Genomic DNA, 24,721 nt, shown 5'->3' with positions numbered 1-24,721 from the left:
ACCACCATCGACGACCACGCATTGCGGCAGGCGATGCACCGGGTGCGCACGGAGGTCGACAAGGCCGTGATCGGCCAGGCGGGGACCGTCACCGGGCTGCTGGTATCGCTGCTCGCCCGCGGTCATGTGCTCCTGGAGGGCGTTCCCGGGGTCGCGAAGACGCTCGTCGTCCGGTCCTTCGCCCGCGCTCTGGGACTCGACACCAAGCGCGTGCAGTTCACACCCGACCTGATGCCGGGCGATGTCACCGGGTCGCTGGTGTACGACGCGCGCTCCGGCGAGTTCGACTTCCGCGCAGGCCCCGTCTTCACGAACATCCTGCTGGCGGACGAGATCAACCGCACCCCGCCGAAGACCCAGGCGGCCCTCCTGGAGGCGATGGAGGAGCGGCAGGTCTCCGCCGACGGCGTCAGCCGCACGCTCCCGGATCCTTTCCTGGTCGCCGCGACCCAGAATCCGATCGAGCACGAGGGCACATACTCCCTCCCGGAGGCTCAGCTCGACCGATTCCTGATGAAGCTGGTGGTCGGGATGCCGGAACGCGACGCCGAGGTCTCGGTGCTGCGCCGGCACGCCGAGGGATTCTCGCCGCGCGAGTTGACCGGCGTCGAGGCCGTCGTCACCGCGGAGGAGATCCGCGCGGCGCAGCAGGCGGCCGCGGGGGTGGAGGTCACGGACGACGTGCTCGGCTACGTCGTCGACCTCGCCCGCGCGACCCGGCAGTCCCCCTCGGTGGAGCTCGGGGCGAGCCCGCGCGCCTCGACCGGGCTTCTCGCGGCGGCGAAGGCGTGGGCCTGGCTCAACGCCTCGTCCGCGGTGACCCCCGACCATGTGCAGACGATGCTGGTCCCGGTCTGGCGTCATCGCCTCCAGCTCCGACCGGATGCGCAGATGGAGGGAGTCTCGGCGGATGCGGTGCTGACCTCCGTCGTGCAGCAGACCCGGGTTCCGATCTAGGTGTTCGTCACCGGCCGCCTCGCCGTCGCGCTCGCCGTCGGCGTCATCCCGCTCGTCCTCGCCGGGCTCGCGGGCTATTCGGCGTACGCGGTGCTGGGCGGGTGGCTGGCGCTGTGCGCCGTGCTGGTCGTCATCGACATCGCCGTGGCTGCCAGCCCGCGCACCGTGACCGTGAGCCGCCGCGTGCCTGCCCGGGCACGGCTGGGCGAACAGGTGCCGGTGAGCATCGCGCTGCACAACCTCGGGACGCGCACCCTGGATGCCCGCGTGCGCGACGCCTGGCAGCCGACAGCCGGAGCAGGAACGGAGAGGCTGCGCCTGCGCGTCCCCGCCGGAGAGCGGGCGCGTGTCGCGATCCCGCTGCTGCCGCGTCGTCGCGGCGAGCTCGTCAGCGAGTTCGTGATGGTCCGCTCCCTCGGCCCGCTGGGGCTCAGCGGCAGGCAGGCGAAGCACGAGGTGCGCGGCGCGATCCGCGTGCTGCCGGCGTTCACCTCGCGCAAGCACCTTCCCTCGCGCCTCGCGCGACTGCGGGAGCTCGACGGAAACACCAGCATCCAGGTGCGCGGTCAGGGAACCGAGTTCGACTCGCTGCGCGAGTACGTGCGAGGTGATGACGTCCGCTCGATCGACTGGCGCGCCACGGCACGCGCGGGTACCACCATGCTCCGCACGTGGCGGCCCGAGCGCGACCGTCACGTCGTGATCATCATCGACACCGGCCGGACGGCGGCCGCGCGCGTCGGTGACGGCACGCGCGTGGACGCCGCACTCGAGGCGGCGCTGCTGCTGGCCGCCCTCGCCTCCCGCGCCGGCGATCACGTGCATCTGCTGATGTACGACCGCGTCGTGCGGGGCCGCGTCACCGGCGTCGACGGCCCTGCGTTGCTCCCCGCGCTGACCGACGCGATGGCGCCGGTCCACGCGCGACTGGTCGACACCGACTGGCACGGAGCATTCGCCGCCGTGCGCTCGCTCACCACGCGCCCGTCGCTGCTTGTCGTGCTGACGGCGCAGGACGCGGCGGAGTCGGCGCGGGGCTTCCTCGGTGCCTTCCCCGACGCCTCCCGCGCGACCACGGTGCTCGTCGGGTCGGTGACCGATGATGCGGTCGCCACGCTCGCCCAGCAGCGCGGGTCCCGTGAGGAGATCTACCTCGCGGCGGCGGCCGAGCGTACGATGCGCGATGCGGAGAACGTCGCCGACGCGATCCGCCGAGCGGGAGGAGAGGCCATCGCCGCCGATCCGGAGACGCTTCCTCCGCGTATCGCCGATCGCTATCTGGAGCTCAAGGCCGCCGGACGGCTGTAGGCACCTCGGACCGCGACGACCGCGACGCCGTTCTCAGCCGGCGACCAGCCGCGGGGTGCCCGCTTCGAACTCGACCAGATCCCCGGTCTCGCCGCGGCCGTGGGCACGGCCTCCGATGACGATCATGTAGATGAGGAAGACGGCGAGCGCGGCGGCGCCGATGCCGATCTTGACCGGCCACGGCAGACCCCAGCCGGTGACGAATCCCTCGACGAGCCCCGCGAGCAGGAGGGCGAACACGAGTCCGATGGCCACGGTCGCCAGGGCCCGCCCTTCGGCGGCCAGCGCCTCCCCGCGGGAACGGTGGCCCGGCGCCACCCACGCCCAGAACACGCGAAGCCCCGCGGCGGCGGCGACGAAGATGCAGGTCATCTCCAACATGCCGTGCGGGAGGATGTACAGCACCATGATGTCGGCCTTGTCGTACGCGGCCATCACGGCGGCGGAGGTGCCGAGGCCCATGGCGTTCTGCATCAGGACATAGATCGGCCAGATGCCGGTCACCCCGAACAGCACGCACTGGAGCGCGATCCACGCGTTGTTCGTCCACACCATCCCCATGAACTCCGCGGCGGAGTTCTCGGTGTAGTACCCCGTGAAGTCCTCGTCGGCGTACTGCTGGAACGCGTCGGCGGGCCCGAGGGCCGCCATGAGCGCCGGGTCGTTCGAGATCCACGCGGCGACTCCGACCACCACGGCGACGAACGCGATCGCGATGACGAGGGTGAGCCGGCGCAACCGGTACAGCGCGGCCGGGAGCTGCAGCGCGAAGAACCGAGCGGTCTGCGTCAGGATGCTGTCGGAGGCCCCGGTGAGCCGCAGCCGGGCGCGCACGAGGATCGTCGACAGGTACGCGCCCTGGGGCGAATCGCCGACCGACGTCTTCAGCTCGGCGAGGTCGGCGGAAGCGGCGCGATAGCGCACGACCAGCTCGTCCACGCCCTCGCCGTCGAGGCGGGCGCGGCTGAGTTCGTCCAGCCGCTGCCACTCGGCGCGGCGGGCATCCGACAGCGCATCAGCATCCACCTGATTTACTGTACTCATGTCCTCGCCGATCGATGCCTCCGACGAGGTGCTCTCCGGAGAAGCCGTCGCCATCGATGTGCAGCCGGTCGGTTTCCTGCTGCGTGCTCTCGGTGCGCTGATCGACATGCTCGTGGGCTTCGCGGTGTTCCTGCTCTGGATCTTCCTTCGGATCTGGCTGCTCGACATCGGCGTGCTGAACGAGGCCACCGATCGGATCGCTCTCGTGTCGGCCTTCGTGGTGAGCTTCGTGGTGCTGCCGATCACGATGGAGGTCGCCCTGAAGGGACGCAGCCTGGGCAAGCTCGCGGTCGGCGGTCGCATCGTGCGGGTGGACGGCGGCGCGGCGGGCTTCCGTCACGCGTTCATCCGGGCGCTGCTGGGCGTTCTCGAGATCTACATGACCTTCGGCGGACTGGCCGTGCTCACCGGCGCCTTCAATGCCCGCTCGCAGCGGCTGGGCGATCTGGTCGCGGGAACCTACTGCCAGCGCGTCCGCACCCCGCAGCTCTCCTTCCACGCACCCGTGCTGCCTCCCGCGTTGTCCGGCTGGGCACAGGTCGCCGACGTGGCACGGATGCCGGATCGCCTGGCCCGTCGGATCTCGCAGTTCCTGGTGAGCGCCCCTCGGATGGTGCCGGCCGCGCGGGCACGCGTCGCGCACGACCTGCTCTCCGAGGCGGCACCGTTCGTCTCACCGATGCCGACCGCATCGCCCGAGGAGACGCTGGTGGGCATCACCGTGCTGCGGCGCGAGCGCGAACGTCGCGCACTCGAGAATGCCGACCGCCGCGCGGAGCGACTCACCGGACGGCACGTCGGCGCCTGACCGCGGCTCAGACGCGCAGCGCCTCGTGGCGGACGACCAGCCACCCCGCGGGAACCGAGAGTCGGTCCGCATGCGGGGCACACAGGTCGTGCGCGTGCGGGTGCTGGGCGAGACCGAGGGGCCCGAGCGCTGCCATCTGGTCGCCGTAGTCGTACGTGAGCGTCGCCACGGCTTCGCGCGCGCAGCCCATCTTCGAGCAGAGTCGTCCGTTCATCAGGGCCAGCGTATGCCGATCGGGTGAGGTCGCCGTGGTGCCGCGCCGCGACAGCGCAGAGCACCGCCTAGACTTCAAGACATGCCTCGTCGACGCAGTGCATCCGCATCCGCCGCACCCCGTCGCGGCGCACGTCATGGGCGCCATGGGCGTCTGGGGCGCAGCGAGGTCGTCCGGCCGCCGCTCGCGCCGCTCGACGGACGCCTCGACCGCTTCGACCTCACCGTCGGCACGGCGGTCGAGTTCCTGCGGGGCGCCTGGCCGGAGCTGCAGGAGGTCCGCTTCGAGATCGGCGCGATGCCCGGCTTCGACGCCGCCGACGAGGTTCCCCGCTGGTACCTGGACCGGGAGCACTCGCGCATCATCCTGTTCCGGTTGCCGATCGAGCGTCTGCTCCCGCCCGGACACGACGACGGAGCTCACCGCCGCATGGCGATCGAGAGTGCCGTCTTCCGGGCCGCCGCCGAATACGTGGGCCGCGAACCCTGGGACTTCGGCCACGAGCACTGATCCCGGTCCCCGTCAGGACGGGAACCTCCTGCTCGTGCCCTACGGGTAGACGGTGATGCTCTGCGCTGCGCCCGCCCCCGGCTGGATCGGCCACCCTGCGAGCGCGCCGCCGGCAGCCATGGTCACGGCCGCGTGCACGGTTCCCTCGGGCTGCAGCAGGTAGGCACCCTCCGCATCGACCGGGACCTCGATCGAACTCTGCGCGCCGACGGTCACCTCCCGGGGCTGCCCCGCGCCGTCCGCCGGTGCCACCGTGACTCGAAGGTCGGCATCCGTCGTGTTCATCAGATGCAGTGTCGCGCTCGGGCCTTCCGGGACAGCGAACAGCACGTCCGCGTCGATCTCCGGGGCGGGCGTCACCCACGCGAAGTCCGTTCCGGCTCCGAGCCCGCCCTGCTGACGGACGCCGGAGACCACGGGCGCATCGGCATCGATCTCGACGGTGTAGGAACCGGGCGCGAGGCCGCTCAGCGACACGTCTGCCGGGAGATCCGCCGCGAGCGACACGGAGAACTCGTTCGCCACGGACGACGACCCCGTCTCGCGGACGACGACACGCGCCTCCGCAGCACTCTGCGGCGACAGCAGGCGCAGGACGGTCATGTCGGCGTCGTCCCCGTCGGCTGCGAAGGACTGAACGCCCGCGATGACCGGATTCTGCTGCGGCCCTGCCACGGAGTCCTGCAGGTCCATGCCCGCCGGGTCCAACGTGCGGACCACGGAGGACTGCAGCACGGCGCGAACCGAGGCGCCGTCGGAGGTCACCTGCACCACCGGGGCGCTGTTGCCGGCGGCGATCGAGGTCAGCGCCAGCGAGACCTGGGTGGATGCGGGGACGATGACCGTCCGCGCGCTCCTGCTCTCGCCGTAGACCGACAGGGTCACCGTGGCCGCCACCTCCGAGGCGTTGGAGAGCACCACGATGTCCGAGCGTCCGGTGTCCACACTTCCGCCGACGAGCCAGGACTCCAGACGCGGCGTGCCGCACGGGAGCGCCGCGAACCCGCTGAGATCCTCGGCCGCGGACGAGACCGACTCGGTCGCCGCGATCAGAGGAGCGATGCGATCGGCGACGACTCCGGTGAGCGCCGTCGCATCTCTCGCGTCGATCACGTCCGCGACGCGGATGGCCGACGCCGTGGGGAGGGCGGAGGTCGACCCCTGCGTGAGCCGAGGTGAGCCGGCCGACCGCATCCCGAGCGGATCGGAGGAGTCGCGACCGATCGCGCGCAGATCGCCGTTGCAGACCAGCACGCTGTCGCCGGGCAGCGGGGTGACCTCGACCTGCGCCGGGCTCTGGCTCAGCTCCGGCCAGGGCGCGTGGATCGCCGCGACCACGCCGACCACGCAGGCGACCGCCACCGCTGCTCCGGTGACGAGTCGTGCGCCGGTCGTCACGACGCGGACGGCCCGAGTGGCGCTCATCGCTGCTCCCCCGTGTTGCGGTCGGTGTCTGCGGGTTCTTCGTCATCCGCGTCCGGTTCCGCGTCCACCGGCTCCGTGCCGGCCGGGTCCGTGACGGCGGGATCGGCGTCGGCAGGGTCGGAGTCGGAGTCGGAGGCATCCGTGCGGGAAGGATCGTCGAGCGCCGGGACGGCTTCGGTCGTGACCTCCGCGTCACCCGCCGGATCATGGTCGTCATCGTCCGTGCGCCGAGGCAGGATGATCAGCTCCTGAGGAACCTGTCCCACGATGCGCGAGCGCGCCCGGGCTGCGCGCCGCGAGGCTCTCGTCGGGATCGACAGAAGCAGCGCCGCGAAGACCACGATCAGCTGCAGAGTGACGGCGAGACGTGCCGAGCCCTCCTGCGACGTCGAGAGCACCCCGCGATCCGCGACATCCGCCTCGACCCGCCAGAGCACGCCGCGCTCCGTCGTGCCCGCGTGGACGAATCCGGCGCGCTGATCGATGGAGGCGATCGCCGAGGTGCGCAGGGCTCGGGCCTTGTCACCCTCCCCCTCGCTCTGCTGGGCGAGGAGGACATAACTGATCCCGTGGGAGGCGAGTTCACCCGGGGCGTCGAACGCACGGGCGGACAGCAGGTCGACGGACAGCGTCGTGATGTCCACCCCGCGGGGCTCCGTCGCGGTCGTGAGCATCGTGGTCTGCGACCCGAGCGTCTCACTCGCACCCCAGACCACGTCGGACGCGAGGGAGCCGTCGTTCTGCGGTGTCAGCACCAGCGTCCCGAGATTCTCCGCGGCCGCCGCCTGAGCGGCGACGTAGGCCGGCAGAGTGGATGTGGGTCCGTTGCGCAACGCGGACGCCTCCAGGTGCACAGAGGTCAGCGAGGGCACGGAGAGGAACACGAGAGCGAGCGCCGCGACGGTCGTGGCGACGGTGCGCAGTCTCGGCAGCGTCACGGCCGTGTCCAGGGTGACCACCGCCGCCCCGACGACACCCGCCCAGGCGAGGCTCAGCCCCGTTCCGGGCCAGATGGGGGCCGGGGTGCCCTGCGCGAAGCTCACCGTGATGCCCACGGCGAGGAACGCGGTGGCGAGCCCGGCGAGCGCCACCACGAGCAGCATGATGCCTGCGCGCCACCGGGGGGCGACGGGCGCGGCCACCGCGAGGAGCGCGAGCGGCGCGCACAGGATCGGAGCCCAGGTCGCGAGCGATGCGGGTGCGAACCCCATCCATCCGGCGAGGTCTGACGTCGGGAAGCCGGTGGCGACGGCGAATCGGCCGGCGGCGTCGGCTCCGGCCTGAGCGCCGCTCCAGATCAGCCCGGGATCACCCAGGAGAGAGAGGGGGGTGCCGTGCACGATCTGCCAGATCACCAGCGGCGCGAACATCGCGGCGGCGGGGAGCGGCAGCCAGAGCAGACGCCCGGCGCCACGGAACTGAGCCGTACCGAGCGCGACCCCCAGAGCGATCACCACGAGCAGGGCGAGCGCGGGAGCGAGCGACGGCGCGCAGGCGAGGACGGCCGCCAACAGCAGGGAGGCCGCACCCGCCGCGCCCCAGGATCGATGCGCCACCGCAGCGGAATGGAACAGCCACGGCAGCAGCAGGTGCGCCAGGACGGCGGCCGGGCGGCCCTCGACCAGGGCCGTGAGGAACGTGGGGGCCAGTGCCCAGGCGACCCCGGCGAAGATGCGCAGAGCGGCGCGGTCGGTGACCCGTGTCGCGGCGAACCAGCCGCCGAGGACGGCGAGCGGAAGCGCCAGAACCCACAGGAGCACCAGCGAGAACGAGGGCCCCGCGGGCCACAGGCTGCCGAGCACGGCCACGACCGCGGCGAAGGGATCGGCGGGTCCGACCACATCGATCCCGCCGCCACGCAGGCCCCAGGCGGCGTCTCGCCAGAGTGCGGCGACGGTCTCCTGCAGCGGGAGCAGCCCGCCCCCTCCGACGGTGGGCCAGGCCAGGAGGGTCGTGAACGAGGCGACGCTGACGGCGAGCGCGGCGAGCACTGCCCACGCCCCGCCTCCGGAGAAGAAACGGAGCTCGCTCACGGCACCGCCCTCGCTGCCGTGACCGTCATCCAGTCGGCGACGGAGGTCGGACGCGGTGACCCGCAGGGGGGTGATGCTCGCCCAGGTCGAGGTGCGGAAGGCGCGGATGTCGCGCCGTGATCGTGCGATCGCCGTGGGTCGCACCATCGCCGTCAGCGCCGCAGCCCATTCCGGGACGACCGCTTCGGGGCGCTTTCCGACCAGGTGCGTCAGAGATCGCCACAGGGCGAGCGGGAGCAGGGACAGCCAGTGCAGCACGACGGCCGGCGCGGGCGCGTAGGCGAGCCGGCGGTGCAGTTGCGCGAGCCGGGTGACGAAGGCGCGGCGGGTTCCGCCCGGCGGCAACGCGGCGGGCCCATCCGGCTCCACCGAGACCCGCGCGCCGGGAGCGAGAACGACACGTCCGCCGCCCAGGCGAGCCCGAACACCCAGATCCAGCCCCTCATCGGCTCCGCCCAGCGCGGGGTCGGGCCGGAGCGCGTCGCGCACCTCGCTGCGGATCAGGATGCCGCGGACGTCGGCACCCAGCACGTCGTCGACGCCGTCATGCTGTCCCTGGTCGAGCTCGCCGGCGGCGAGCTCGACGGTGCGCCCGAGCGCGGTCATGCTGACGCCGAGGGAGACGATCTCGCGGTCGTTGTCCGCGGACACGAGCTTCGGGGCGCTGATGGCCGCCGAGGGCGAGCGTTCCAGGGTCCCCAGCAGTCGCTCGAGCGCGCGCGGGTGGGGCGCCGTGTCGTGCGCGAGCAGCCAGACGGCGGATCCCTCGGCGACGCGCGGGCGAGCGAGCTCGATCGCGTCGGCGAAGGACGTCGTCCCCCGCGCTTCGATGATGCCTTCCACGGTGCGCGACACGGACTCGCTCTCGCGCGCCGACGCCGCATCGCCGCACATCACGAGAGTCACCGCCGCGGCGGGCATGGTCTGGGATCGCAGGGCGTCCAGTGTGCGGAGCAGCTGCGCGCGGGCAGAAGCTCCGGGGCGCGCGACGATGATGGCGTGAACTCGGGCTGGCATGACGTCGTCAGCCTAAGCGCGCGATGCCGTGGGTGACCGGAGTGCGTGCGGCGCGCCCAGGAAGGGAATCCTCCGGCGACCGGCGTTCACGCCGAGTCAGCTCGCGCGGCGCTTGAGCTTGCGGCGCTCGCGCTCGGAGAGGCCGCCCCAGATGCCGAAGCGCTCGTCGTTGTTCAACGCGTACTCGAGGCACTCCCCGCGCACGTCGCACGTCGTGCAGATGCGCTTGGCGTCTCTCGTCGAGCCGCCCTTCTCGGGGAAGAACGCCTCGGGATCGGTCTGCGAGCACAGCGCGTCGCTCTGCCAGGCCAGCGCGTTGTCGTCGTCGACGTTCGGCTTCCGCACCCCCGGCACTCCGAGGTTGATCGGATCGACGAACCAGTTCTCCGGTACGTCGGAACGGTATCCCGTCATCTCGATCTCCAACCCTGTCTGTGCCCCCCCATGGGCTTCTGATTCACTAATTACACCCGTGTCATTCGCTCGGGTCAAGTCGCGGATCGTAAACCCTCAATGGTCTCTTGAAGGTTCTTGACGATCATCGGCGTGTCGCGTCCGGGCGTGTCGCATGGACACGCCCGGGACACGCGCTCGGCACCGTCCGTCAGCGGCCCGGCGACGCCACGAACGCCTCTCCCGCACCCGAAAGACGCAGCCGCCGCTCGTCGGCCGTGGCGAAGGCCGCGGAGCCCACCGCGATCGATCTCGGCTCGCCATCCTCCGTCGCGACCTCGACCGATCCCGCGGTGGCGAGCACCATGGTCGGTCCGGTCACCTCGATGTCGACGGGAGTCCCGCTCAGCGTCACCCGCCGGAGGGCGAAGTCGGGCACCGGTGCCGGATAGTCCGTGATCGCGCCCTCTTCGGTGGGCCGCAGCACGGGGACGGCCCCGGGGGTGGCGTCCAGGATCGACAGCAACTCGGGCACATCGATCCGCTTGGGCGTCAGCCCTCCGCGCAGCACGTTGTCGCTCGCCGCCATGATCTCGACGCCGAGCCCCTCGAGGTAGGCGTGCAGGAGACCGGCGCGCAGGAAGATGGCCTCCCCCCGGCGGAGCGTCACGTGGTTCATCAGCAGCGCGACGACGACTCCGGGGTCACCGGGATAGGTGCGCGCGATGCCGGCAACGGCAGCGATCGTCTCCGTCCACTCCCCCGCGTCTGCCGCCGCGGCAGCCCCCATGACGGCGTCGATGATCTCCTCGACCTCGCGCTGGGCCTCTCCGCTGAGCAGCCACCCGATGGTGTCCGCCAGCACCTCTCCCTCGCCGCGCAGGCGGGCACGGAGCTCGGCGACGGCGCCGCCGTCGCCGAGGCGGTCGAGCAGAGCGAGCGTGTCGGACACCGGTCGCAGTCCGCTGAGCGACTGGAAGGTCTCACTCAGCGCCACGATGAGCTCGGGCTTGTGATTGGCGTCGCGGTAGTTGCGGGTGGGATCGTCGCCGGGCTTCGCCTGCTCGCTCTCCCACCCTCGCTGTGCCTGGGCGATCGTCGGATGCACCTGGATCGACAGCGGCTGGGCGGCCGCCAGAAGCTTCAGAAGGTAGGGCAGCGAACCACCCGTCACCCGGTCCAGGGTGCCGCCGCCCTCGACGTCGGCGGGGTCGCCGGGGTGGTCCCCGAACCAGACCTCCGCCTCGGGGGCACCCGACGCGGAGCGTCCCTCCATCTCGGCCAGCAGGGAGCTCGAGCCCCAGGCGTAGTCGCGGGGCGTGTTCGTCAGACTCAGCAGCATGCACCCAGCGTAGAGCGGCGGTGCGATGCACAGCGACGTCGACGACCGGGCGCGGTAACCTGAACGCGATGGCGCAGTACACCAGACACCCGGTTGCGGCCCCGCCCACCGCGCCCGAGCGCGAGTCGACGGGTCACCTTCTCCTGCGCGGATACGTGATCCTCGTTCTGATCGCGGTCTTCGCGCACACCGCGGTCTACAATCTGATCGGGATGCTCGGAGCGGGTCTCGTCATGGTGGCGTTCACTCTGGCGACGGCGGCCATCGGTGTTCCGATGCTCGCCCGCCGCAAGCCGCAGCCGTTCCGCTGGCGCCGTCTGCCCTGGGCCGCCCTGGGCTACACGGCCCTGGCGCTCATCTCCGTGGCCTGGTCGCAGTGGCGCGGCCCGACACTGCTCACGGGAACCCTGCTGGCGGCGGTCACCGTGAACGCCCTGTTCATCGCGCATGTGCTGTCCTGGCCCGAGATCGTCCGCGCGCTCTCGTCCGCGTTCAAGTGGATCCTCGGGCTCTCGCTCGCGCTGGAGCTGTGGGTGTCGCTCGTGCTGCACGCCCCGCTGCTTCCCAACTTCCTGACCCTGCCCGAGGGCTCGATCGATCCGCAGTGGTACTGGGTGCGCGACAACCTGTTCGACGGCGGCCGCATCCAGGGCATCGTCGGCAACGCGAACCTGCTGGCGATCATCTCGCTCTTCGCCCTCATCACCTTCGGGATCCTCTTCGCCGCACGCGCACGGTGGCGCACCACCCTCGCCCTCTGGATGCTGCTCGCCGCCTACTTCCTGCTGCGCACCTCCTCGGCCACGGCGCTCGCGTGCGCCGCAGCCGCCGCGGTGGTCCTCCTCGTCGCCCTGCTGATGCGGCGAGCGCGGACGCCGGGCGCCCGGACCCGCATCTACGCGATCTCGATCGGGGGGACGATCCTCGCTGTCGCGGCCGTCTGGGTGCTACGCGAGCCGCTCCTGTCGCTGCTGGGGCGCAGCACCGATCTCACCGGACGCTCGGACACGATCTGGACAGCCGTCCTGGAACGGGCCGTGCAGCGCCCCTTCTTCGGCAACGGATTCTCCAGCCCGTGGATCCCCGACGATCCCGCTTTCGATCGCTGGATCGTCGATCACGGCATCACGGTGTTCCACGCCCACAACATGTGGCTGGACGTCTTCCTCCAGCTCGGCGCGCTCGGCGTGGCCCTGATGGCGATCGTCTACGTCAGCCTGCTCTGGCGCTCCTGGTTCTTCGCGGTCGATCGCCCCCGCTGGGACTTGAACTCCTCGCGCAACTTCTCACCGCTGACCCTGCTGCCGAGCCTGTTCACGGTGGTGCTCCTGGTCCAGGGGCTCTCCGAGTCCACACCGATCATGCTCTGGGGGTGGTTGCTGGTGATCCTGTTCAGCTTCAAGATCAAGTCGGTGCCCCTGGTGGGCGTCGGCGAACGGGATCTGGTGTTCGAACGCGGGACGCGACAGCGGCGAGTGCCGTGACGCCGCTGCGACGGATGACGCGACTGCTGGGCTCCGTGGAGATGGCGCGCGCCTTCACCCTGGCTGCCCTCGGTGCCGTGTTCGGTTCGTTCGCGATCGAGCGGCTCACCTCGACCGTGACCCTCTCCACCATCATCGCGATCCTGTGCGTCATCGGCGCCGGGATCCTCTGGGTGCGCCGCGAGGAGCTCTCACTGTTGCGGATCGCGCCCTCCTCGCTGCTCGCGTTCCTCGCCTGGGCGCTGATCAGCGTGATCTGGACCACGGATCGCGGCGACACCCTCCTGGGCTGGTCCTCGCTGTTCGGCTTCGCGTTCCTCGCCATCACGATCGGCCACATCCGCGACACCCTGCAGACCGTCCGCGCGATCGGCGACACTCTGCGCCTGCTCCTGGCGGTCTCCCTGGGCGTGGAGATCGTCTCCGGGATCCTCCTGGACGTCCCCTTCCCCGCCCTCGGCGTGGACGGGCTGCTCGCGGAGGGAGGTCCGATCCAGGGCATCTTCGGCAGCCGGAACATGCTCGGGTTCATGGCGGTGATCGCCCTCATCACGTTCGTGGTCGAGTGGCGCACGCAGTCCGTCAAGGCACCGCTCGCGATCGGATCGGTCGCTCTCGCCGGATCGCTGGCCTTCCTCTCGGCGTCGCCGACCGTGCTGGTGCTCGCCGCCGCGGTCGGGATCGTCACCCTCGCCCTGACGATCGTGCGGCACGCCTCCCCCGAACGACGCAGCATCGTGCAGTGGGGGCTCGGCATTCTCGTGGCCCTCGCCCTCACGGTCGCCTTCGCGCTCCGGCATCAGATCATCGCCCTGCTCGACGCCGGCTCGGACTTCTCCCTGCGCGGCGACCTGTGGAACACGATCCTGGACTTCACGACGCTCAAGCCGATCGAGGGGTGGGGGTGGTTCGGGTCGTGGGCGCGGGGCGAGTATCCGTTCACCTACATCAATTTCCGACTCGACGAGCGTCATCAGAGCGCATTGAACGCGTTCTTCGACGTCCTGCTGCAGCTCGGTGCCGCCGGGCTCGTCCTGTTCCTCCTGCTGGGCGGCATCGCCCTCGTGCGCTCCTGGCTCGTCGCGAGCGTGCGACGGTCCGTGGTCTACGCCTGGACCCCGATCATTCTCGTGACGCTCGCGGTCGACTCGATGTTCGAGAGCTTCACGCTGGTCGAGGCGGGATGGTTCATGCTCGTGCTGTGCGCTCTGCGGGCCGGGCAGTCGCGCTCCTGGCGGGAGAGCATCGACGCCGCGAACACCGGCGTCATCCCGATCCTCCGCCCCCAGGAATGACCGGACGCCCGGAGATTCAGCCCAGGGAGCGCAGCTTCTCCGCCCAGGCGAGGGCGTCACGGACGCCGTCGTCGACCGAGCGCTCGGCCTGCCACCCCAGGACTTCCGCGGCGCGGTCGACGATCGCGAACGCTCCCGCCTGATCTCCCGGGCGGCGGGCCGTCTCGACGACCGACAGGGTCTCGCCGGTGACGCGTTCGAAGGCCGCGACGAGCTCGCGGACCGTCACGCCGTCGCCCCTGCCGATGTTCACGACCTGGTACGGCTGCTCCTCGGTCGCGACCTCGTCGAACCTCTGCACCGCCGCCACATGGGCGAGCGCGAGGTCCCACACATGGATGTAGTCCCGCAGTCCGGAGCCGTCTCGCGTCGGCCAGTCGGTGCCGGTGATCGAGAAGGGCTTTCCCGCGGCGTGCGCGCGCATGACCACTCCGAGCGCATGGGTCGGGGTCGGATTCTGCAGGCCCGTGCGCAGGCGGGGGTCGGCGCCGATCGGATTGAAGTATCGGAGCGCGATCGCGCGGAAGTCGCCGGCCGTCGCGGCGTCGCGCAGGATCTGCTCGACCATCGCCTTCGAGGTCGCGTACGGACTCGACGGCGCCAGACGTCCGCTCTCGTCGACGCCCTCACCTCCGTCGCCCGCGTACACGGCGGCGGACGAGCTGAACACGACGCGTCCGATCCCCGCGGCCCGCAGGCGACGCAGCAGGATGATCGTCTTGCCGACGTTGGTCTCGTAGTAGCCGAGCGGATCGTCGACCGATTCCGTCACCACGATGCGCGCGGCGCAGTGGATCACGGCATCGATGTCGGCATGCTCGGTGAGGATGCGATCGACGAGTTCGACGTCGGCGATGTCGCCGACGTAGAGGTTGCGCCCCGCCCCGAAATCGCGTCGCCCGGTGGACAGATCGTCGAGCACCACGACGTCGATGCCGGACTCGATGCATGCCGTCGCCACGGTGGATCCGATGTAGCCGGCCCCGCCGGTGATCAATACCTTCATCGCGGTCATCCTATCGCGGGCCCCGCCGCCGGACCGGGCTCCTCCGAAGATCCCAAGGCGGCGGACGGTAGGCTACTCTCTGCTCGTCGAAACCGCCGTCGACCCCTGTCCGGGACCGGCGGCGAAACAACATCGGAGAATCCCCGCGTGGTCCACGTCCTGCAGAACGTCGTCTTCCCCCTCGATCGCGACCCCGACCTCCTTCCGCTGTACGCCGACCCGGAGACCTGGTCCGTGATCGAGGACGAGCCGGTGCGCGTGTCGAACCGCGCGCACCTCGCCAACATCCTCGGCCGGCATCGTGCACGCATCGTCTCGGGGCGACGGGTCTCCTTCGGCACGTACTTCAACGCCTTCCCCGCCGCCTACTGGCAGCACTGGACCAGCGTCCGTCACATCGCCCTCACCGTGCGCACGACGGGACACGCCACGGTGCTCGTGTACCGCTCGAACGGCTCCGGCATCCGCCAACGCGTCGCGACGCGGGAAGTCTCGGGAGAGGCGACGACCACGTTCGACCTCGACCTGACGCAGTACAGCGACGGCGGGTGGATCTGGTTCGACATCGTCGCCGACGAGACGCACGCGGTCCTCGAGGGCGCGGAGTGGACGACCACGCAGGAACCGGCCCGCGCCGGCCTCGCCTCGCTCGGCATCACCACCTACAACAAGCCCGACTACTGCGTGGAGACGCTGCGCGCTCTCGCCGGCTCGCCCGACGCGCTGGAGTTCGTCGACCGCATCTTCCTCGTCGACCAGGGCACGCAGCTGGTCTCCGAGCAGGAAGGCTATGCCGAGGTCGCGACCCAGCTGGGCGACACCCTGCAGGTGATCACGCAGGGGAACCTGGGCGGCTCCGGCGGATTCGCCCGGGCGATGCATGAGACGCTGCGGCGACCCGACAGCGACTTCGTGCAGCTGCTCGACGACGACGTGCGCCTCGAGCCGGAATCCCTGCGCCGGTCCATCGTGTTCGGCAGGTACACGACCACTCCGATGCTGGTCGGCGGGCACATGTTCGACCTGCTCGACCGCCCCAAGCTCCACGGGTGGGCCGAGGTCATCGACGAGGACCCGTTCATGTGGCGCAACCTCTACCAGGACAAGATGCCGCACGACTTCGGGGTCGCCAACCTCCGACAGTCGCCCCTGCTGCACATGCGGATGGACGCCGACTACAACGGCTGGTGGATGTGCCTGATCCCGCTGGACGCGATCCGCAAGGTCGGCCTCTCCCTCCCCGCCTTCATCAAGTGGGACGACGCGGAGTTCTGTCTGCGTGCCGGAGAGCAGGGATTCCCCACGGTGTCGCTGCCGGGTGTCGCCCTCTGGCACGTCTCCTGGGTCAACAAGGACGACACGATCGACTGGCAGGCGTACTTCCACGCCCGCAACCGCATCGTGGCCGGTCTCCTGCACTCCGATGCACCCCGCGGCGGACGCCTCATCGTCCACAGTCGCCGGGTCGACCTCAAGCACCTCATGATGATGCAGTACTACCCCGTCGCCCTGCGCGCCCGGGCCCTGCGCGATGTGCTGTCGGGACCCGATCACATGCGCGGCAACCTCGAGACCGCGATGCCCGCCGCACGGGCGCTGGCCGCGGACTTCCCCGAGACCGTCGTCCACCGCGACCCCGCGACCGTGCTGCATTCCCGGCGGGGTCGGCAGGTCTACAAGCGCCTGTCGAAGAACGATCTCGACAGCCCGTCCGGGCTGCGACTGCGCTGGTTCACGCTGACCACCCTCATCCGGCACTGGCTGCACGAGCCCGACCCTGCCAATGTCGCGCGACCCGAGGTCGAGTTCGGGAAGGAGGATGCGCACTGGTGGCGTGTCCCTTCGTTCGACAGCGCCCTGGTGAGCGCGGCGGACGGCTCCGGCAAGAACATCTACACGCGCGATCGACGCAAGTATCGGAAGATGCTACGCGAGACGCTCGCGCTGCACGCCGAGCTCCGCCGACGGTGGCCGGAACTCCAGAAGCAGTATCGTGCGGCGCTCCCCGAGCTCGTCTCCCCCCAGTCCTGGAATCAGATCTTCGAGGAGAAGGCATGACCGCCGCTCTGTCCGCGTTCGATCCGAGCACCGCGACCATCGTCATCGTCACGTTCAACCGTTCGCATCTGCTCACCGGGCTGCTCACCAGCATCGCGTCGATGGACCCGAAGCCGGGACGGGTCGTGATCATCGACAACGCCTCGGCCGACGACACCACGCAGGTCGTGGAATCGTTCCGAGACCGGATCGGCACCGAGATCGTGTACCGGCGTCTGGAGACGAACACGGGCGGCTCCGGCGGGTTCAGCGAAGGCATGCGCACCGCCTACGAGCTCGGTTCCGAGTGGATCTGGATGATGGACGACGACGTCGAGGTGCTCCCCGACGGACTCGCGAGGATGGGTGCCTGGGCTCCCCGCTTCAAGAGCATCCAGGGACGCCGCTACGACTACGACGGCAGCGAGTTCTACTGGCAGTACCGGATCGCCGAGCGCATGGGCATCCCGATCCCGTTCGCCCCCTCGGGCTTCGACGCCTCGGGCTACAAGGAGATGAACAGCGGATGCTTCGAGGGCATGTTCATCCACCGCTCGATCGTGCGACAGATCGGACTCCCCGACCCGCGCTTCTTCATCTACTGGGATGACCAGATGTACGGCTGGCTCGCGTCCCGGAAGACCACCGCGGTCATCGTCGACGAGTTCGTGCTCCGCCGCACCCGTGAGATCAAGCAGTGGGACATGGGCATCCGCCACATGAACGCCTCCAGCAACGCGTACCGGTTCTACATCATGCGCAACCGCGGATACATCAAGCAGTACTACCGCGTGCATCGGGTGTACAACCCGATCCTGTTCGGGCTCGGCACGGCCATGACGTTCGCCAAGGAACTCATCCGCCTGGTGTTCGTCGAACGCACGGTGCGGGGCACCAGCAACCTGTTCCGCGGCATCAGGGAGGGCGGCCGACTCGGCCGCGACCGTACCTGGCAGCCGATGGCACCCCTGGAGGACTGAGCATGAGCGACCAGCAGCCGGAACTCCGATGGGCCCCCCTGCCGCCGCAGCCCAAGCGTCGCGGACGCGTCTGGGTGATCGTGGGGCTGAGCGTGCTCGCCGTCGCGCTCGTCGCCGCGCTGCTGTTCTTCCTCTTCCCCCGGGGCAGCAAGGGACCGAGTCCGACCCCGTCGGCGACGACGTCGGTCTCCCCGTCCCCGTCGGCGTCGGCGACTCCGACCTCGGTACCCACGCCGTCCCAGACACCGCTCGTCACCGCGCCTCCCGTCGCTGACCCGGACCTGGGCACCTTCCGCTCGCTCACGCAGCCCCGTCTGGACGACGCGGTGACCGGACTCGGCTTCCTCCCCGACATGTCCGGCCCGGATGCGGCGCAGGTCGTCGACCAGCTGCAGCAGGATGCCGAGGTGTTCGCGAGCAATGTCGCGCCCAGCTCGATCGCCGAGGACTGGTCCGCCGCCGTGGGCGACTACGCCCAGAAGCTGTCCGCCCTCCGGGGGGCCTACGACAGCGGCTCCTCGGCCACCGAGGCATTGAACGCCGCATCATCGGCGTTGCAGACGATGCGGAGTCTCGTCGGGTTGTGAGCCCGTCGCGCCGCCCTTCCCTGCTGCCGGCGCTCTGCTCGGCTCCCGACTCTGCGGTGGCTCCGTACGGGCGCTGCCGCGTGCTCAGGAGTTGTAGTCGGCGTTGTACCGGTCGAGCACCTCGGAGATCGGCGCGTCGAGCACCAGCCTCCCCTTGTCGAGGTAGAGGCCGCGCGTGCAGAACCGACGCAGATCACGCTCGCTGTGGCTCACGAAGAACAGGGTCCGCCCGTCGGCGAGGAGCTCGTCGATCCGCTTGTAGCACTTGTCACGGAAAGCCTTGTCCCCCACCGCGAGGACCTCGTCCACGAGGAGGATGGGTTCGTCCAGCTGCGAGACCACGGAGAAGGCGAGGCGCACCTTCATACCGTTCGACAGGTGCTTGTACGGGGTGTCCTCGAAGCCGTCGAGCTCGGCGAACGCGATGATGCCGTCATAGCGGCGCGAGACCTCCGCCCGGGACATCCCGTGCAGTCCCGCGGTGAGCCGGACGTTCTCCCGCACGGTGAGGTCGCCGACGAAACCGCCGGTGATCTCGATCAGCGGAGCCACACCCCCGTTGACGGTCACCTCGCCCTCGTCGGGCAGCAGCACTTTCGCCACCAGACGCAGCAGGGTCGATTTCCCCTGTCCGTTGCGACCGACCACCCCGATCGACTCCCCGGCCTGGACCGTGAAGGACACATCGCGCAGGGGCCAGAACTCGCCCGGCCGCACGCGCCGGGAGGAGTTCGCGAACAGATCCTTGAACGTGCGGCGCCCCCGCCGGTTGCGTCGGAACGTCACGCCGAGATCCCGCACTTCGATGGCCGTCGACATCACAGCTCCTTGAGGACGGAACGCTCGAGGCGCCCGAAGGTCCAGATCCCGAGCGCGAGGATGACGAACGTCATCACCACACTGATGAGGATGGGCATCGGCTCCCACAGCTCGGGAAAGAAACCGACTCGGTAGAGGGTGAAGATGCCGGCGAGCGGGTTGAAGGCGCCGATCGTGTCGAACGGCGTCGGCAGATCCCCGAAACTGTAGATGACCGGCGACGCGTAGAAGAGCGCCCGCAGGATGAGAGCCGTCGTCCTCTCCAGATCCGCGTAGAGCGCGCACAGGGGCGCGACGAGGAGCCCCAGGCCGATGAGCAGGATGGTCTGGAGGAGCATCGCCACCGGGAACCACAGCAGCATCCAGGTGACCGTCGCCCCGCTGAACACCGCGAACAGCACCAGCACCGGGATGGAGAACAGGAACTCGATGCCCTTACTCAGAACGATCCGGTTCACCCAGATCGACCGGGGGATCGCCGTCGAGCGCACCAGTCTCGAGTCCTTGCGGAACGCGCGGGTGAAGTCGGACACCGAGGTGTTGAACCAGACCCAGGGCAGCAGGGCGACGATGAGGAAGACGATGTACGGGTCTTCGCCGACGGAGCGCTGGAACACCTGCGTGAAGACGAACCAGTAGATCAGGCTCATCACCAGGGGGTCGAGCACCGACCAGAGGTAGCCGAGGAAGCTGGTCGCGTATCGGACTTTGAGGTCTCGGGCGGACAGCAGCCACAGCGAATGCAGATAGCGCCGGGGCGTCCCGGGCGCCCCGACGGCAGCGTGACTCACGATGTCGAGTCTAGGAGAGACTGTTGTTCCAGAGCGACAACGCCGAGCCGATGGCCATGTGCATGTCGAGGTACTGGTACGTGCCCAGTCGTCCTCCGAAGTGGACGCCGGACTCCCCCTTGGCCAGCTCGCGGTACGCCAGGAGACCCTCCCGATCGCTCGGGGTGTTCACCGGGTAGTACGGCTCGTCCTCGCGGTCCGCGAACCGGGAGAACTCGCGCATGATGACGGTCTTGTCCTGCGCGTAGACATCCTTGCGCTCCGGGTGGAAGTGCTTGAACTCGTGAATGCGGGTGTACGGCACGTCCATGTCGGGATAGTTCATGACGCTGGTGCCCTGGAAGTCGCCGACGGGCAGGACTTCCTGCTCGAAGTCGAGCGTGCGCCAGCTCAACGAGCCCTCCGCGTAGTCGAAGTAGCGGTCGACCGGACCCGTGTAGACCACGGGGAGCTGTCCGACGGTGGCCTTCTTGTTCCACGGCTGCGACTCGTCGAAGTAGTCGACGTTCAGCTTCACCTCGATGTTGGGGTGGTCGGCCATGCGCTCGATCCACGCGGTGTAGCCGTCGGTGGGCAGCCCCTCCCACGTGTCGTTGAAGTAGCGGTTGTCGTAGGTGTACCGCACGGGCAGTCGGCTGATGATGTCGCCCGAGAGCTTGTGCGGATCGGTCTGCCACTGCTTGGCCGTGTAATCGCGGAAGAACGCCTCGAACAGCGGACGTCCGACGAGCGCGATGCCCTTCTCCTCGAAGTTCGCCGCGGTCTTCACGTCGAACTCCCCGGCCTGCTCCTTGACGAGGGCACGAGCCTGGTCCGGCGTGTAGGCGGACTGGAAGAACTGGTTGATCGTGCCGAGGTTCACCGGCATCGGGAACACGGTGCCCTTGTGCGTCGTGTAGACACGGTGCACGTAGTTCGTGAAGCTCGTGAAGCGGTTCACGTACTCCCACACGGTCTCGTTGGAGGTGTGGAAGAGGTGCGCACCGTAGCGGTGGACCTCGATGCCCGTCTCCGGTTCGGCTTCGCTATACGCGTTGCCTCCGATGTGGTGGCGGCGGTCGATGACGGTGACCTTGCGGCCCGCTTCCGCGGCGCGCTCCGCGATGGTGAGGCCGAAGAAGCCCGACCCGACGACGAGGAGATCCATCAGGCGGCCGTTCCGACGACGATGCGAGGCGTCCCGGTCCACAGAGCGGGATCGGTCGCCGCGCGACCGTCCACGATGAGCTTGATGCCGGGCAGCTGGGCCGGGGAGAGCTCCTTGTAGTCGGCGTGGTCCGTCTGCAGGACGGCCAGGTCGACCTCGCCACCGATCGCGTACGGCTCGAAGCCGAGGCCGCGGAGCTCCTCGTCCGTGTACAGCGGATCGTGCACGACCACCTCGGCGCCGCGGTCCGTGAGCGCCTTGACGGTCGGGAAGACGCCGGAGAACGCCGTCTCCTTCACCCCTCCGCGGTACGCGGCTCCCAGCACGACCGCGCGCATCCCGCTCAGGTCGCCGAGGATGCCCTCCGCCTGCGCCACGAGACGCTCCGGCATCGATGCGTTGAGCTGACGAGCGACCCGGACGATGTCGGCATCGGGGTCGGTCGACAGGTACAGGCGGGGGTAGACCGGGATGCAGTGACCGCCGACCGCGATACCCGGGCGGTGGATGTGGCTGTACGGCTGCGAGTTGCAGGCTTCGATCACCTTGTACACGTCGATGCCGTGCGATGCGGCGAACAGGCCGAACTGGTTGGCGAGGCCGATGTTGACGTCGCGGTACGTCGTCTCCGCGAGCTTCGCCATCTCGGAGGCCTCGGTCGTGCCGAGGTCCCACACGCCGTTCGGGCGGGGAAGATCGGTGCGCTCGTCGAACTGCAGCACGGCCTCGTAGAACTCGCGGGCACGGCGATTGCCCTCGTCGGACAGCGCGCCGATGAGCTTCGGGTACTTGCGGAGGTCGGCGAAGACGCGTCCGGTGAGAACGCGCTCCGGCGAGTAGGCGAGGAAGAAGTCCTTGCCCTCGACCAGCCCCGAGCCCTCCTCGAGCATCGGCTTCCAGCGGTTGCGGGTGGTCCCGACCGGCAGCGTGGTCTCGTACGAGACGAGTGTTCCGGGGGTCAGGTGCTCGGCGAGCGATCTCGTCGCCGAGTCCATGTACTTGAAGTCCGGCTCCCAGGTCTCGTCGTTCACGAAGACCGGTGCGACGAGCACGACCGCATCGGCGCCGGGGATGGCTTCGGCGTAATCCGTCGTCGCACGCAGGCGGCCGGCGGGGATGAGCTCGGCCAGCCGCTCCTCGAGGTGGGCTTCGCCCGGGAAGGGCTCACGCCCCTCGTTGATGATGTCGACAGCCTTCTGGTTGACATCGACGCCGATCACGTCGTGATCGGAGGAGGCGAACTGGACGGCGAGAGGGAGCCCGATCTTTCCGAGGGCCACGACGGCGATACGCATGAGGTCCAGTCTAGGGCGGCGATCAGACCACGCGCCGCACGCCGGGCACCCTCCGCATCAGGAAGACGACGGCGAAGGAGAGCACCACGACCACGAACCACTCGAGCAACGAGAGCACGAACGAGCCCTCGGCGCGCGAGAACGGGTCGATGGATCGCAGGACGACCATGATCGCGAAATGCACGAGGAACACGCCGAAGGCGCAGTCCGACAACTCCCGCAGGACCTTCCGGCTGCGAGCACCGGGGCGCCAGTCCGCCAGTGCGCTGTTCAGACACACGAAGACGCCGATCGATGCCACCGCCACCACAGGGCCGTAGTAGCTGAGAGGGGCGACCGCGTCGAGCAGAGGCATCCCGGGGCGCACACCGTACTGCCAGATCGACAGCCCCAGCGCGGCGAGGGTCAGGAGCGACGCGACGACGAGCCGCACCCCGGACAACCGCGCATTCCGCAGCGCCCAGCCGGCGAGGAAGTAGCCCGCGTACGGGAGCCACTGCGTCAGGGCCAGAAGCGTGAGCGGTCGTGCATCGCCCATCGCGCCGAGGACGCTCGAGGACATGCCGGTGACGACCGTGACCGCGAGGACGGACCCCGCGAAGACGAGCGCTCGCCTGGCGCCCCCTCCGCGGAGGAACGAGGCGAGGATCGGGGCCACCGCGTAGAGACCGATGATCAACCACAGGAAGTACAGGTGGGTGTAGGGCTTCCCGCCGAGGACGAAGTCGGCGAGGTCGACGCGCGTGACGGGCACGTGCGAGAACAGGGTCCGGATGACGACGAAGTAGAACAGCGACCAGGCCACCAGTGCTGTCGCGAGCCGCGGGAGGCGACGACGATAGAACGGTCCCGGCCCGTCTTCGTAGTGTCGGGGCTCCAGGATCAGAGCGCCCGAGATCATCACGAACACCGGCACGACCCAGACGAATCCGATGTCCGCTGCGACCGCCGCCCACCACCCGCCGGTGCCACGGACCTGTCCGTTGCCGACCATCTCCGCGAACACGTGGATGGCGACGACCCCCATCACGGAGATCACCCGGGTCACGTCCAGGGACCATTGCCGTGTGCGAGACGCGGCGACCGTCGAGATCTCGGAACTCACCGGAGGGTCTCTCCGCCCCCGACGCCGAGCAGCAGGCGCATCGTCACGCGCCGCTGCCCCGGAGCACCCGGATGACGCGCTCGGCCGCGTGTCCGTCGCCGTAGGGCGCCACGTCCGTGTCCGCCGGACGTCCCCGGGTCACGCCGGCCGCGATCTCCGCCGCGGTGGTGGCGAGCACGTTCCATCCGAGCTCGACGGTCTCCACCCACTCCGTCTCCGTGCGAACGGTGGTGCAGGGCACCCGCATCAGGAAGGCCTCCTTCTGCAGACCGCCCGAATCGGTGACGACCCCGGCGCTCGCGAGCGTCGCCGCGATGAGATCGGCGTAGGCGAGCGGGGCGTGCGAGACCAGCGCACCCGCGTCCAGAGCGACACCGTGTGCGGCGGCCTTGGCGACGACCCGCGGATGGGCCAGCAGGACGACCGGCTTGTCGAGTCCGGCGAGCGCGGCGGCGACCTCCGCCAACCTCTGCGGGTCATCCGTGTTCTCCGCACGGTGGATCGTGGCGAGATAGAATCCGCCCGGGGTCAGGCCCAGCTCCTCCAGGAGCACGGAGGGGGTCGTGGACACCTGTTCCCGGACCTCGAAGAGGACATCCGTCATGACGTCTCCGACGAGCACGGTGCGATCGGAGAGGCCTTCGTTCGCGAGATGATCGACGGCGACCTGCGTCGGGGCGAGCAGCAGATCGGCCGCGTGATCGGTCATCACCCGGTTGTGCTCCTCGGGCATGCGTCGGTTGAAGCTGCGCAGGCCGGCCTCGAGATGCGCCACCGGGATGTGCATCTTCACCGCGCTGAGAGCCGCCGCGACCGTCGAGTTGGTGTCGCCGTAGACGAGCACCCAGTCGGGCCGGTGCTCGTCGAAGACGGCATCCAGCGCCGCCAGCATGGCTCCGGTCTGCACGCCGTGCGAGCCGCTGCCGACGCCCAGGTGCACGTCCGGTGCGCCGATTCCCAGTTCATCGAAGAAGACGTCCGAGAGCATCGGGTCGTAGTGCTGGCCGGTGTGCACGATGACGTGATCGACACCGGCGGCCTGGGCTGCCTTGTGGATGGGGGCGAGCTTGACGAACTGGGGGCGGGCGCCGACGACGCTGACGATCTTCACGAGAGCCAAGTCT

The 24,721-nt window shown here is 69.6% G+C and carries 22 protein-coding genes; 9 read left to right on the top strand and 13 right to left on the bottom strand.

The features are described 5' to 3' along the window. Positions 1 to 33 precede the first annotated feature (33 nt). Together ACWA14_RS05530 and ACWA14_RS05525 are read left to right on the top strand one after the other, a co-directional pair. Positions 34 to 957, top strand: coding sequence for an AAA family ATPase (locus tag ACWA14_RS05530; RefSeq protein ID WP_463797378.1), 924 nt, complete (start codon positions 34 to 36; stop codon positions 955 to 957). Beyond that, a complete protein-coding gene (locus ACWA14_RS05525; RefSeq protein ID WP_463796561.1) occupies positions 958 to 2,265 on the top strand; it encodes a DUF58 domain-containing protein in 1,308 nt (435 codons plus the stop codon). 33 nt (positions 2,266 to 2,298) lie between these two features. Here ACWA14_RS05525 and ACWA14_RS05520 read toward each other — a convergent pair whose 3' ends face one another. Beyond that, a complete protein-coding gene (locus ACWA14_RS05520; RefSeq protein ID WP_463796559.1) occupies positions 2,299 to 3,291 on the bottom strand; it encodes a stage II sporulation protein M in 993 nt (330 codons plus the stop codon). Between the two features lie 16 nt (positions 3,292 to 3,307). On the opposite strand from ACWA14_RS05520, the gene ACWA14_RS05515 reads away from it, so the two are divergent. Then, positions 3,308 to 4,117: an RDD family protein gene (locus ACWA14_RS05515; protein WP_463796557.1), complete on the top strand. Its 810-nt coding sequence runs from the start codon at positions 3,308 to 3,310 to the stop codon at positions 4,115 to 4,117. Between the two features lie 7 nt (positions 4,118 to 4,124). Here the strand turns inward: ACWA14_RS05515 and ACWA14_RS05510 are convergent, their stop codons facing one another. Then, positions 4,125 to 4,331 carry a DUF3499 family protein gene (locus tag ACWA14_RS05510; protein WP_463796555.1) on the bottom strand — a complete coding sequence of 69 codons (207 nt, stop codon included), beginning with the start codon at positions 4,329 to 4,331 and terminating at the stop codon, positions 4,125 to 4,127. A gap of 81 nt (positions 4,332 to 4,412) precedes the next feature. Here ACWA14_RS05510 and ACWA14_RS05505 point away from each other — a divergent pair, with 81 nt between their 5' ends. Beyond that, positions 4,413 to 4,841: a hypothetical protein gene (locus ACWA14_RS05505; protein ID WP_463796553.1), complete on the top strand. Its 429-nt coding sequence runs from the start codon at positions 4,413 to 4,415 to the stop codon at positions 4,839 to 4,841. 39 nt (positions 4,842 to 4,880) lie between these two features. Here ACWA14_RS05505 and ACWA14_RS05500 read toward each other — a convergent pair whose 3' ends face one another. From ACWA14_RS05500 to manA, 4 genes are all read right to left on the bottom strand, one after another. Next, positions 4,881 to 6,266 (bottom strand): DUF5719 family protein, encoded by a 1,386-nt coding sequence (locus ACWA14_RS05500; protein WP_463796552.1) that lies wholly within the window; start codon positions 6,264 to 6,266, stop codon positions 4,881 to 4,883. Next, positions 6,263 to 9,316, bottom strand: a complete 3,054-nt coding sequence (locus tag ACWA14_RS05495; RefSeq protein WP_463796551.1) for a glycosyltransferase — start codon at positions 9,314 to 9,316, stop codon at positions 6,263 to 6,265. Before ACWA14_RS05495 ends, ACWA14_RS05500 begins: the two co-directional genes overlap by 4 nt. Before the next feature lie 96 nt (positions 9,317 to 9,412). After that, positions 9,413 to 9,730 (bottom strand): WhiB family transcriptional regulator, encoded by a 318-nt coding sequence (locus tag ACWA14_RS05490; RefSeq protein ID WP_463796548.1) that lies wholly within the window; start codon positions 9,728 to 9,730, stop codon positions 9,413 to 9,415. Positions 9,731 to 9,920: 190 nt separating this feature from the next. Then, positions 9,921 to 11,051, bottom strand: coding sequence for a mannose-6-phosphate isomerase, class I (gene manA / locus ACWA14_RS05485; RefSeq protein ID WP_463796546.1), 1,131 nt, complete (start codon positions 11,049 to 11,051; stop codon positions 9,921 to 9,923). A 68-nt stretch (positions 11,052 to 11,119) separates the two neighbouring features. Between manA and ACWA14_RS05480 the strand changes: the two genes are divergently transcribed. After that, positions 11,120 to 12,535: an O-antigen ligase family protein gene (locus ACWA14_RS05480; protein WP_463796544.1), complete on the top strand. Its 1,416-nt coding sequence runs from the start codon at positions 11,120 to 11,122 to the stop codon at positions 12,533 to 12,535. 14 nt (positions 12,536 to 12,549) lie between these two features. Further along, complete coding sequence (locus ACWA14_RS05475; protein WP_463796542.1) at positions 12,550 to 13,830, top strand: O-antigen ligase family protein; 1,281 nt, start codon at positions 12,550 to 12,552, stop codon at positions 13,828 to 13,830. Positions 13,831 to 13,846: 16 nt separating this feature from the next. On the opposite strand, the gene galE is transcribed toward ACWA14_RS05475, so the two are convergent. Further along, complete coding sequence (gene galE / locus ACWA14_RS05470) at positions 13,847 to 14,836, bottom strand: UDP-glucose 4-epimerase GalE (protein ID WP_463796540.1); 990 nt, start codon at positions 14,834 to 14,836, stop codon at positions 13,847 to 13,849. 147 nt (positions 14,837 to 14,983) lie between these two features. Between galE and ACWA14_RS05465 the strand changes: the two genes are divergently transcribed. Genes ACWA14_RS05465 through ACWA14_RS05455 form a run of 3 tightly spaced genes read left to right on the top strand, consistent with a single transcriptional unit; the run spans position 14,984 to position 18,440 of the window. After that, positions 14,984 to 16,894: a glycosyltransferase gene (locus ACWA14_RS05465; protein WP_463796537.1), complete on the top strand. Its 1,911-nt coding sequence runs from the start codon at positions 14,984 to 14,986 to the stop codon at positions 16,892 to 16,894. Beyond that, a complete protein-coding gene (locus ACWA14_RS05460) occupies positions 16,891 to 17,853 on the top strand; it encodes a glycosyltransferase (protein ID WP_463796534.1) in 963 nt (320 codons plus the stop codon). The genes ACWA14_RS05465 and ACWA14_RS05460 overlap by 4 nt, the downstream gene beginning before the upstream one ends. A 2-nt stretch (positions 17,854 to 17,855) precedes the next feature. Beyond that, complete coding sequence (locus ACWA14_RS05455; protein WP_463796532.1) at positions 17,856 to 18,440, top strand: hypothetical protein; 585 nt, start codon at positions 17,856 to 17,858, stop codon at positions 18,438 to 18,440. An 84-nt stretch (positions 18,441 to 18,524) separates the two neighbouring features. Here the strand turns inward: ACWA14_RS05455 and ACWA14_RS05450 are convergent, their stop codons facing one another. From ACWA14_RS05450 to wecB, 6 genes are read right to left on the bottom strand one after another with little or no spacing between them, the layout of a single operon-like run. Next, entirely contained in the window at positions 18,525 to 19,259 is a 735-nt protein-coding gene (locus tag ACWA14_RS05450) for an ABC transporter ATP-binding protein (protein ID WP_463796529.1), read from the bottom strand. After that, positions 19,259 to 20,050 (bottom strand): ABC transporter permease, encoded by a 792-nt coding sequence (locus ACWA14_RS05445; protein WP_463796526.1) that lies wholly within the window; start codon positions 20,048 to 20,050, stop codon positions 19,259 to 19,261. Before ACWA14_RS05445 ends, ACWA14_RS05450 begins: the two co-directional genes overlap by 1 nt. A gap of 10 nt (positions 20,051 to 20,060) precedes the next feature. Next, complete coding sequence (gene glf / locus ACWA14_RS05440) at positions 20,061 to 21,197, bottom strand: UDP-galactopyranose mutase (protein WP_463796524.1); 1,137 nt, start codon at positions 21,195 to 21,197, stop codon at positions 20,061 to 20,063. Continuing rightward, complete coding sequence (locus ACWA14_RS05435) at positions 21,197 to 22,492, bottom strand: nucleotide sugar dehydrogenase (RefSeq protein WP_463796522.1); 1,296 nt, start codon at positions 22,490 to 22,492, stop codon at positions 21,197 to 21,199. Before ACWA14_RS05435 ends, glf begins: the two co-directional genes overlap by 1 nt. A gap of 22 nt (positions 22,493 to 22,514) precedes the next feature. Further along, the gene (locus ACWA14_RS05430; RefSeq protein ID WP_463796520.1) at positions 22,515 to 23,597 is read right to left on the bottom strand and encodes an acyltransferase; all 1,083 of its coding nucleotides are present in this window, start codon (positions 23,595 to 23,597) and stop codon (positions 22,515 to 22,517) included. Between the two features lie 43 nt (positions 23,598 to 23,640). Then, positions 23,641 to 24,708: a non-hydrolyzing UDP-N-acetylglucosamine 2-epimerase gene (gene wecB / locus ACWA14_RS05425; RefSeq protein WP_463796517.1), complete on the bottom strand. Its 1,068-nt coding sequence runs from the start codon at positions 24,706 to 24,708 to the stop codon at positions 23,641 to 23,643. Between the last annotated feature and the right edge of the window lie 13 nt (positions 24,709 to 24,721).

This window comes from Microbacterium sp. TW_SC_2, from assembly GCF_055361165.1.
Note: the sequence above shows the minus strand (reverse complement) of the source record. Positions and strands in the feature narration are given on the sequence as shown.

What these genes read in the sequence shown, in the direction of transcription:
- ACWA14_RS05515 (WP_463796557.1), top strand. Translation starts at nt 3,308, where the DNA reads ATGTCCTCGCCGATCGATGCCTCCGACGAGGTGCTCTCCGGAGAAGCC.
- ACWA14_RS05505 (WP_463796553.1), top strand. Translation starts at nt 4,413, where the DNA reads ATGCCTCGTCGACGCAGTGCATCCGCATCCGCCGCACCCCGTCGCGGC.
- galE (WP_463796540.1), bottom strand. Translation starts at nt 14,836, where the DNA reads ATGAAGGTATTGATCACCGGCGGGGCCGGCTACATCGGATCCACCGTG.
- ACWA14_RS05450 (WP_463796529.1), bottom strand. Translation starts at nt 19,259, where the DNA reads ATGTCGACGGCCATCGAAGTGCGGGATCTCGGCGTGACGTTCCGACGC.
- ACWA14_RS05530 (WP_463797378.1), top strand. Translation starts at nt 34, where the DNA reads ATGCACCGGGTGCGCACGGAGGTCGACAAGGCCGTGATCGGCCAGGCG.
- ACWA14_RS05500 (WP_463796552.1), bottom strand. Translation starts at nt 6,266, where the DNA reads ATGAGCGCCACTCGGGCCGTCCGCGTCGTGACGACCGGCGCACGACTC.
- ACWA14_RS05435 (WP_463796522.1), bottom strand. Translation starts at nt 22,492, where the DNA reads ATGCGTATCGCCGTCGTGGCCCTCGGAAAGATCGGGCTCCCTCTCGCC.
- ACWA14_RS05490 (WP_463796548.1), bottom strand. Translation starts at nt 9,730, where the DNA reads ATGACGGGATACCGTTCCGACGTACCGGAGAACTGGTTCGTCGATCCG.
- ACWA14_RS05510 (WP_463796555.1), bottom strand. Translation starts at nt 4,331, where the DNA reads ATGAACGGACGACTCTGCTCGAAGATGGGCTGCGCGCGCGAAGCCGTG.
- ACWA14_RS05495 (WP_463796551.1), bottom strand. Translation starts at nt 9,316, where the DNA reads ATGCCAGCCCGAGTTCACGCCATCATCGTCGCGCGCCCCGGAGCTTCT.
- ACWA14_RS05480 (WP_463796544.1), top strand. Translation starts at nt 11,120, where the DNA reads ATGGCGCAGTACACCAGACACCCGGTTGCGGCCCCGCCCACCGCGCCC.
- ACWA14_RS05475 (WP_463796542.1), top strand. Translation starts at nt 12,550, where the DNA reads ATGACGCGACTGCTGGGCTCCGTGGAGATGGCGCGCGCCTTCACCCTG.
- glf (WP_463796524.1), bottom strand. Translation starts at nt 21,197, where the DNA reads ATGGATCTCCTCGTCGTCGGGTCGGGCTTCTTCGGCCTCACCATCGCG.
- manA (WP_463796546.1), bottom strand. Translation starts at nt 11,051, where the DNA reads ATGCTGCTGAGTCTGACGAACACGCCCCGCGACTACGCCTGGGGCTCG.
- ACWA14_RS05460 (WP_463796534.1), top strand. Translation starts at nt 16,891, where the DNA reads ATGACCGCCGCTCTGTCCGCGTTCGATCCGAGCACCGCGACCATCGTC.
- ACWA14_RS05455 (WP_463796532.1), top strand. Translation starts at nt 17,856, where the DNA reads ATGAGCGACCAGCAGCCGGAACTCCGATGGGCCCCCCTGCCGCCGCAG.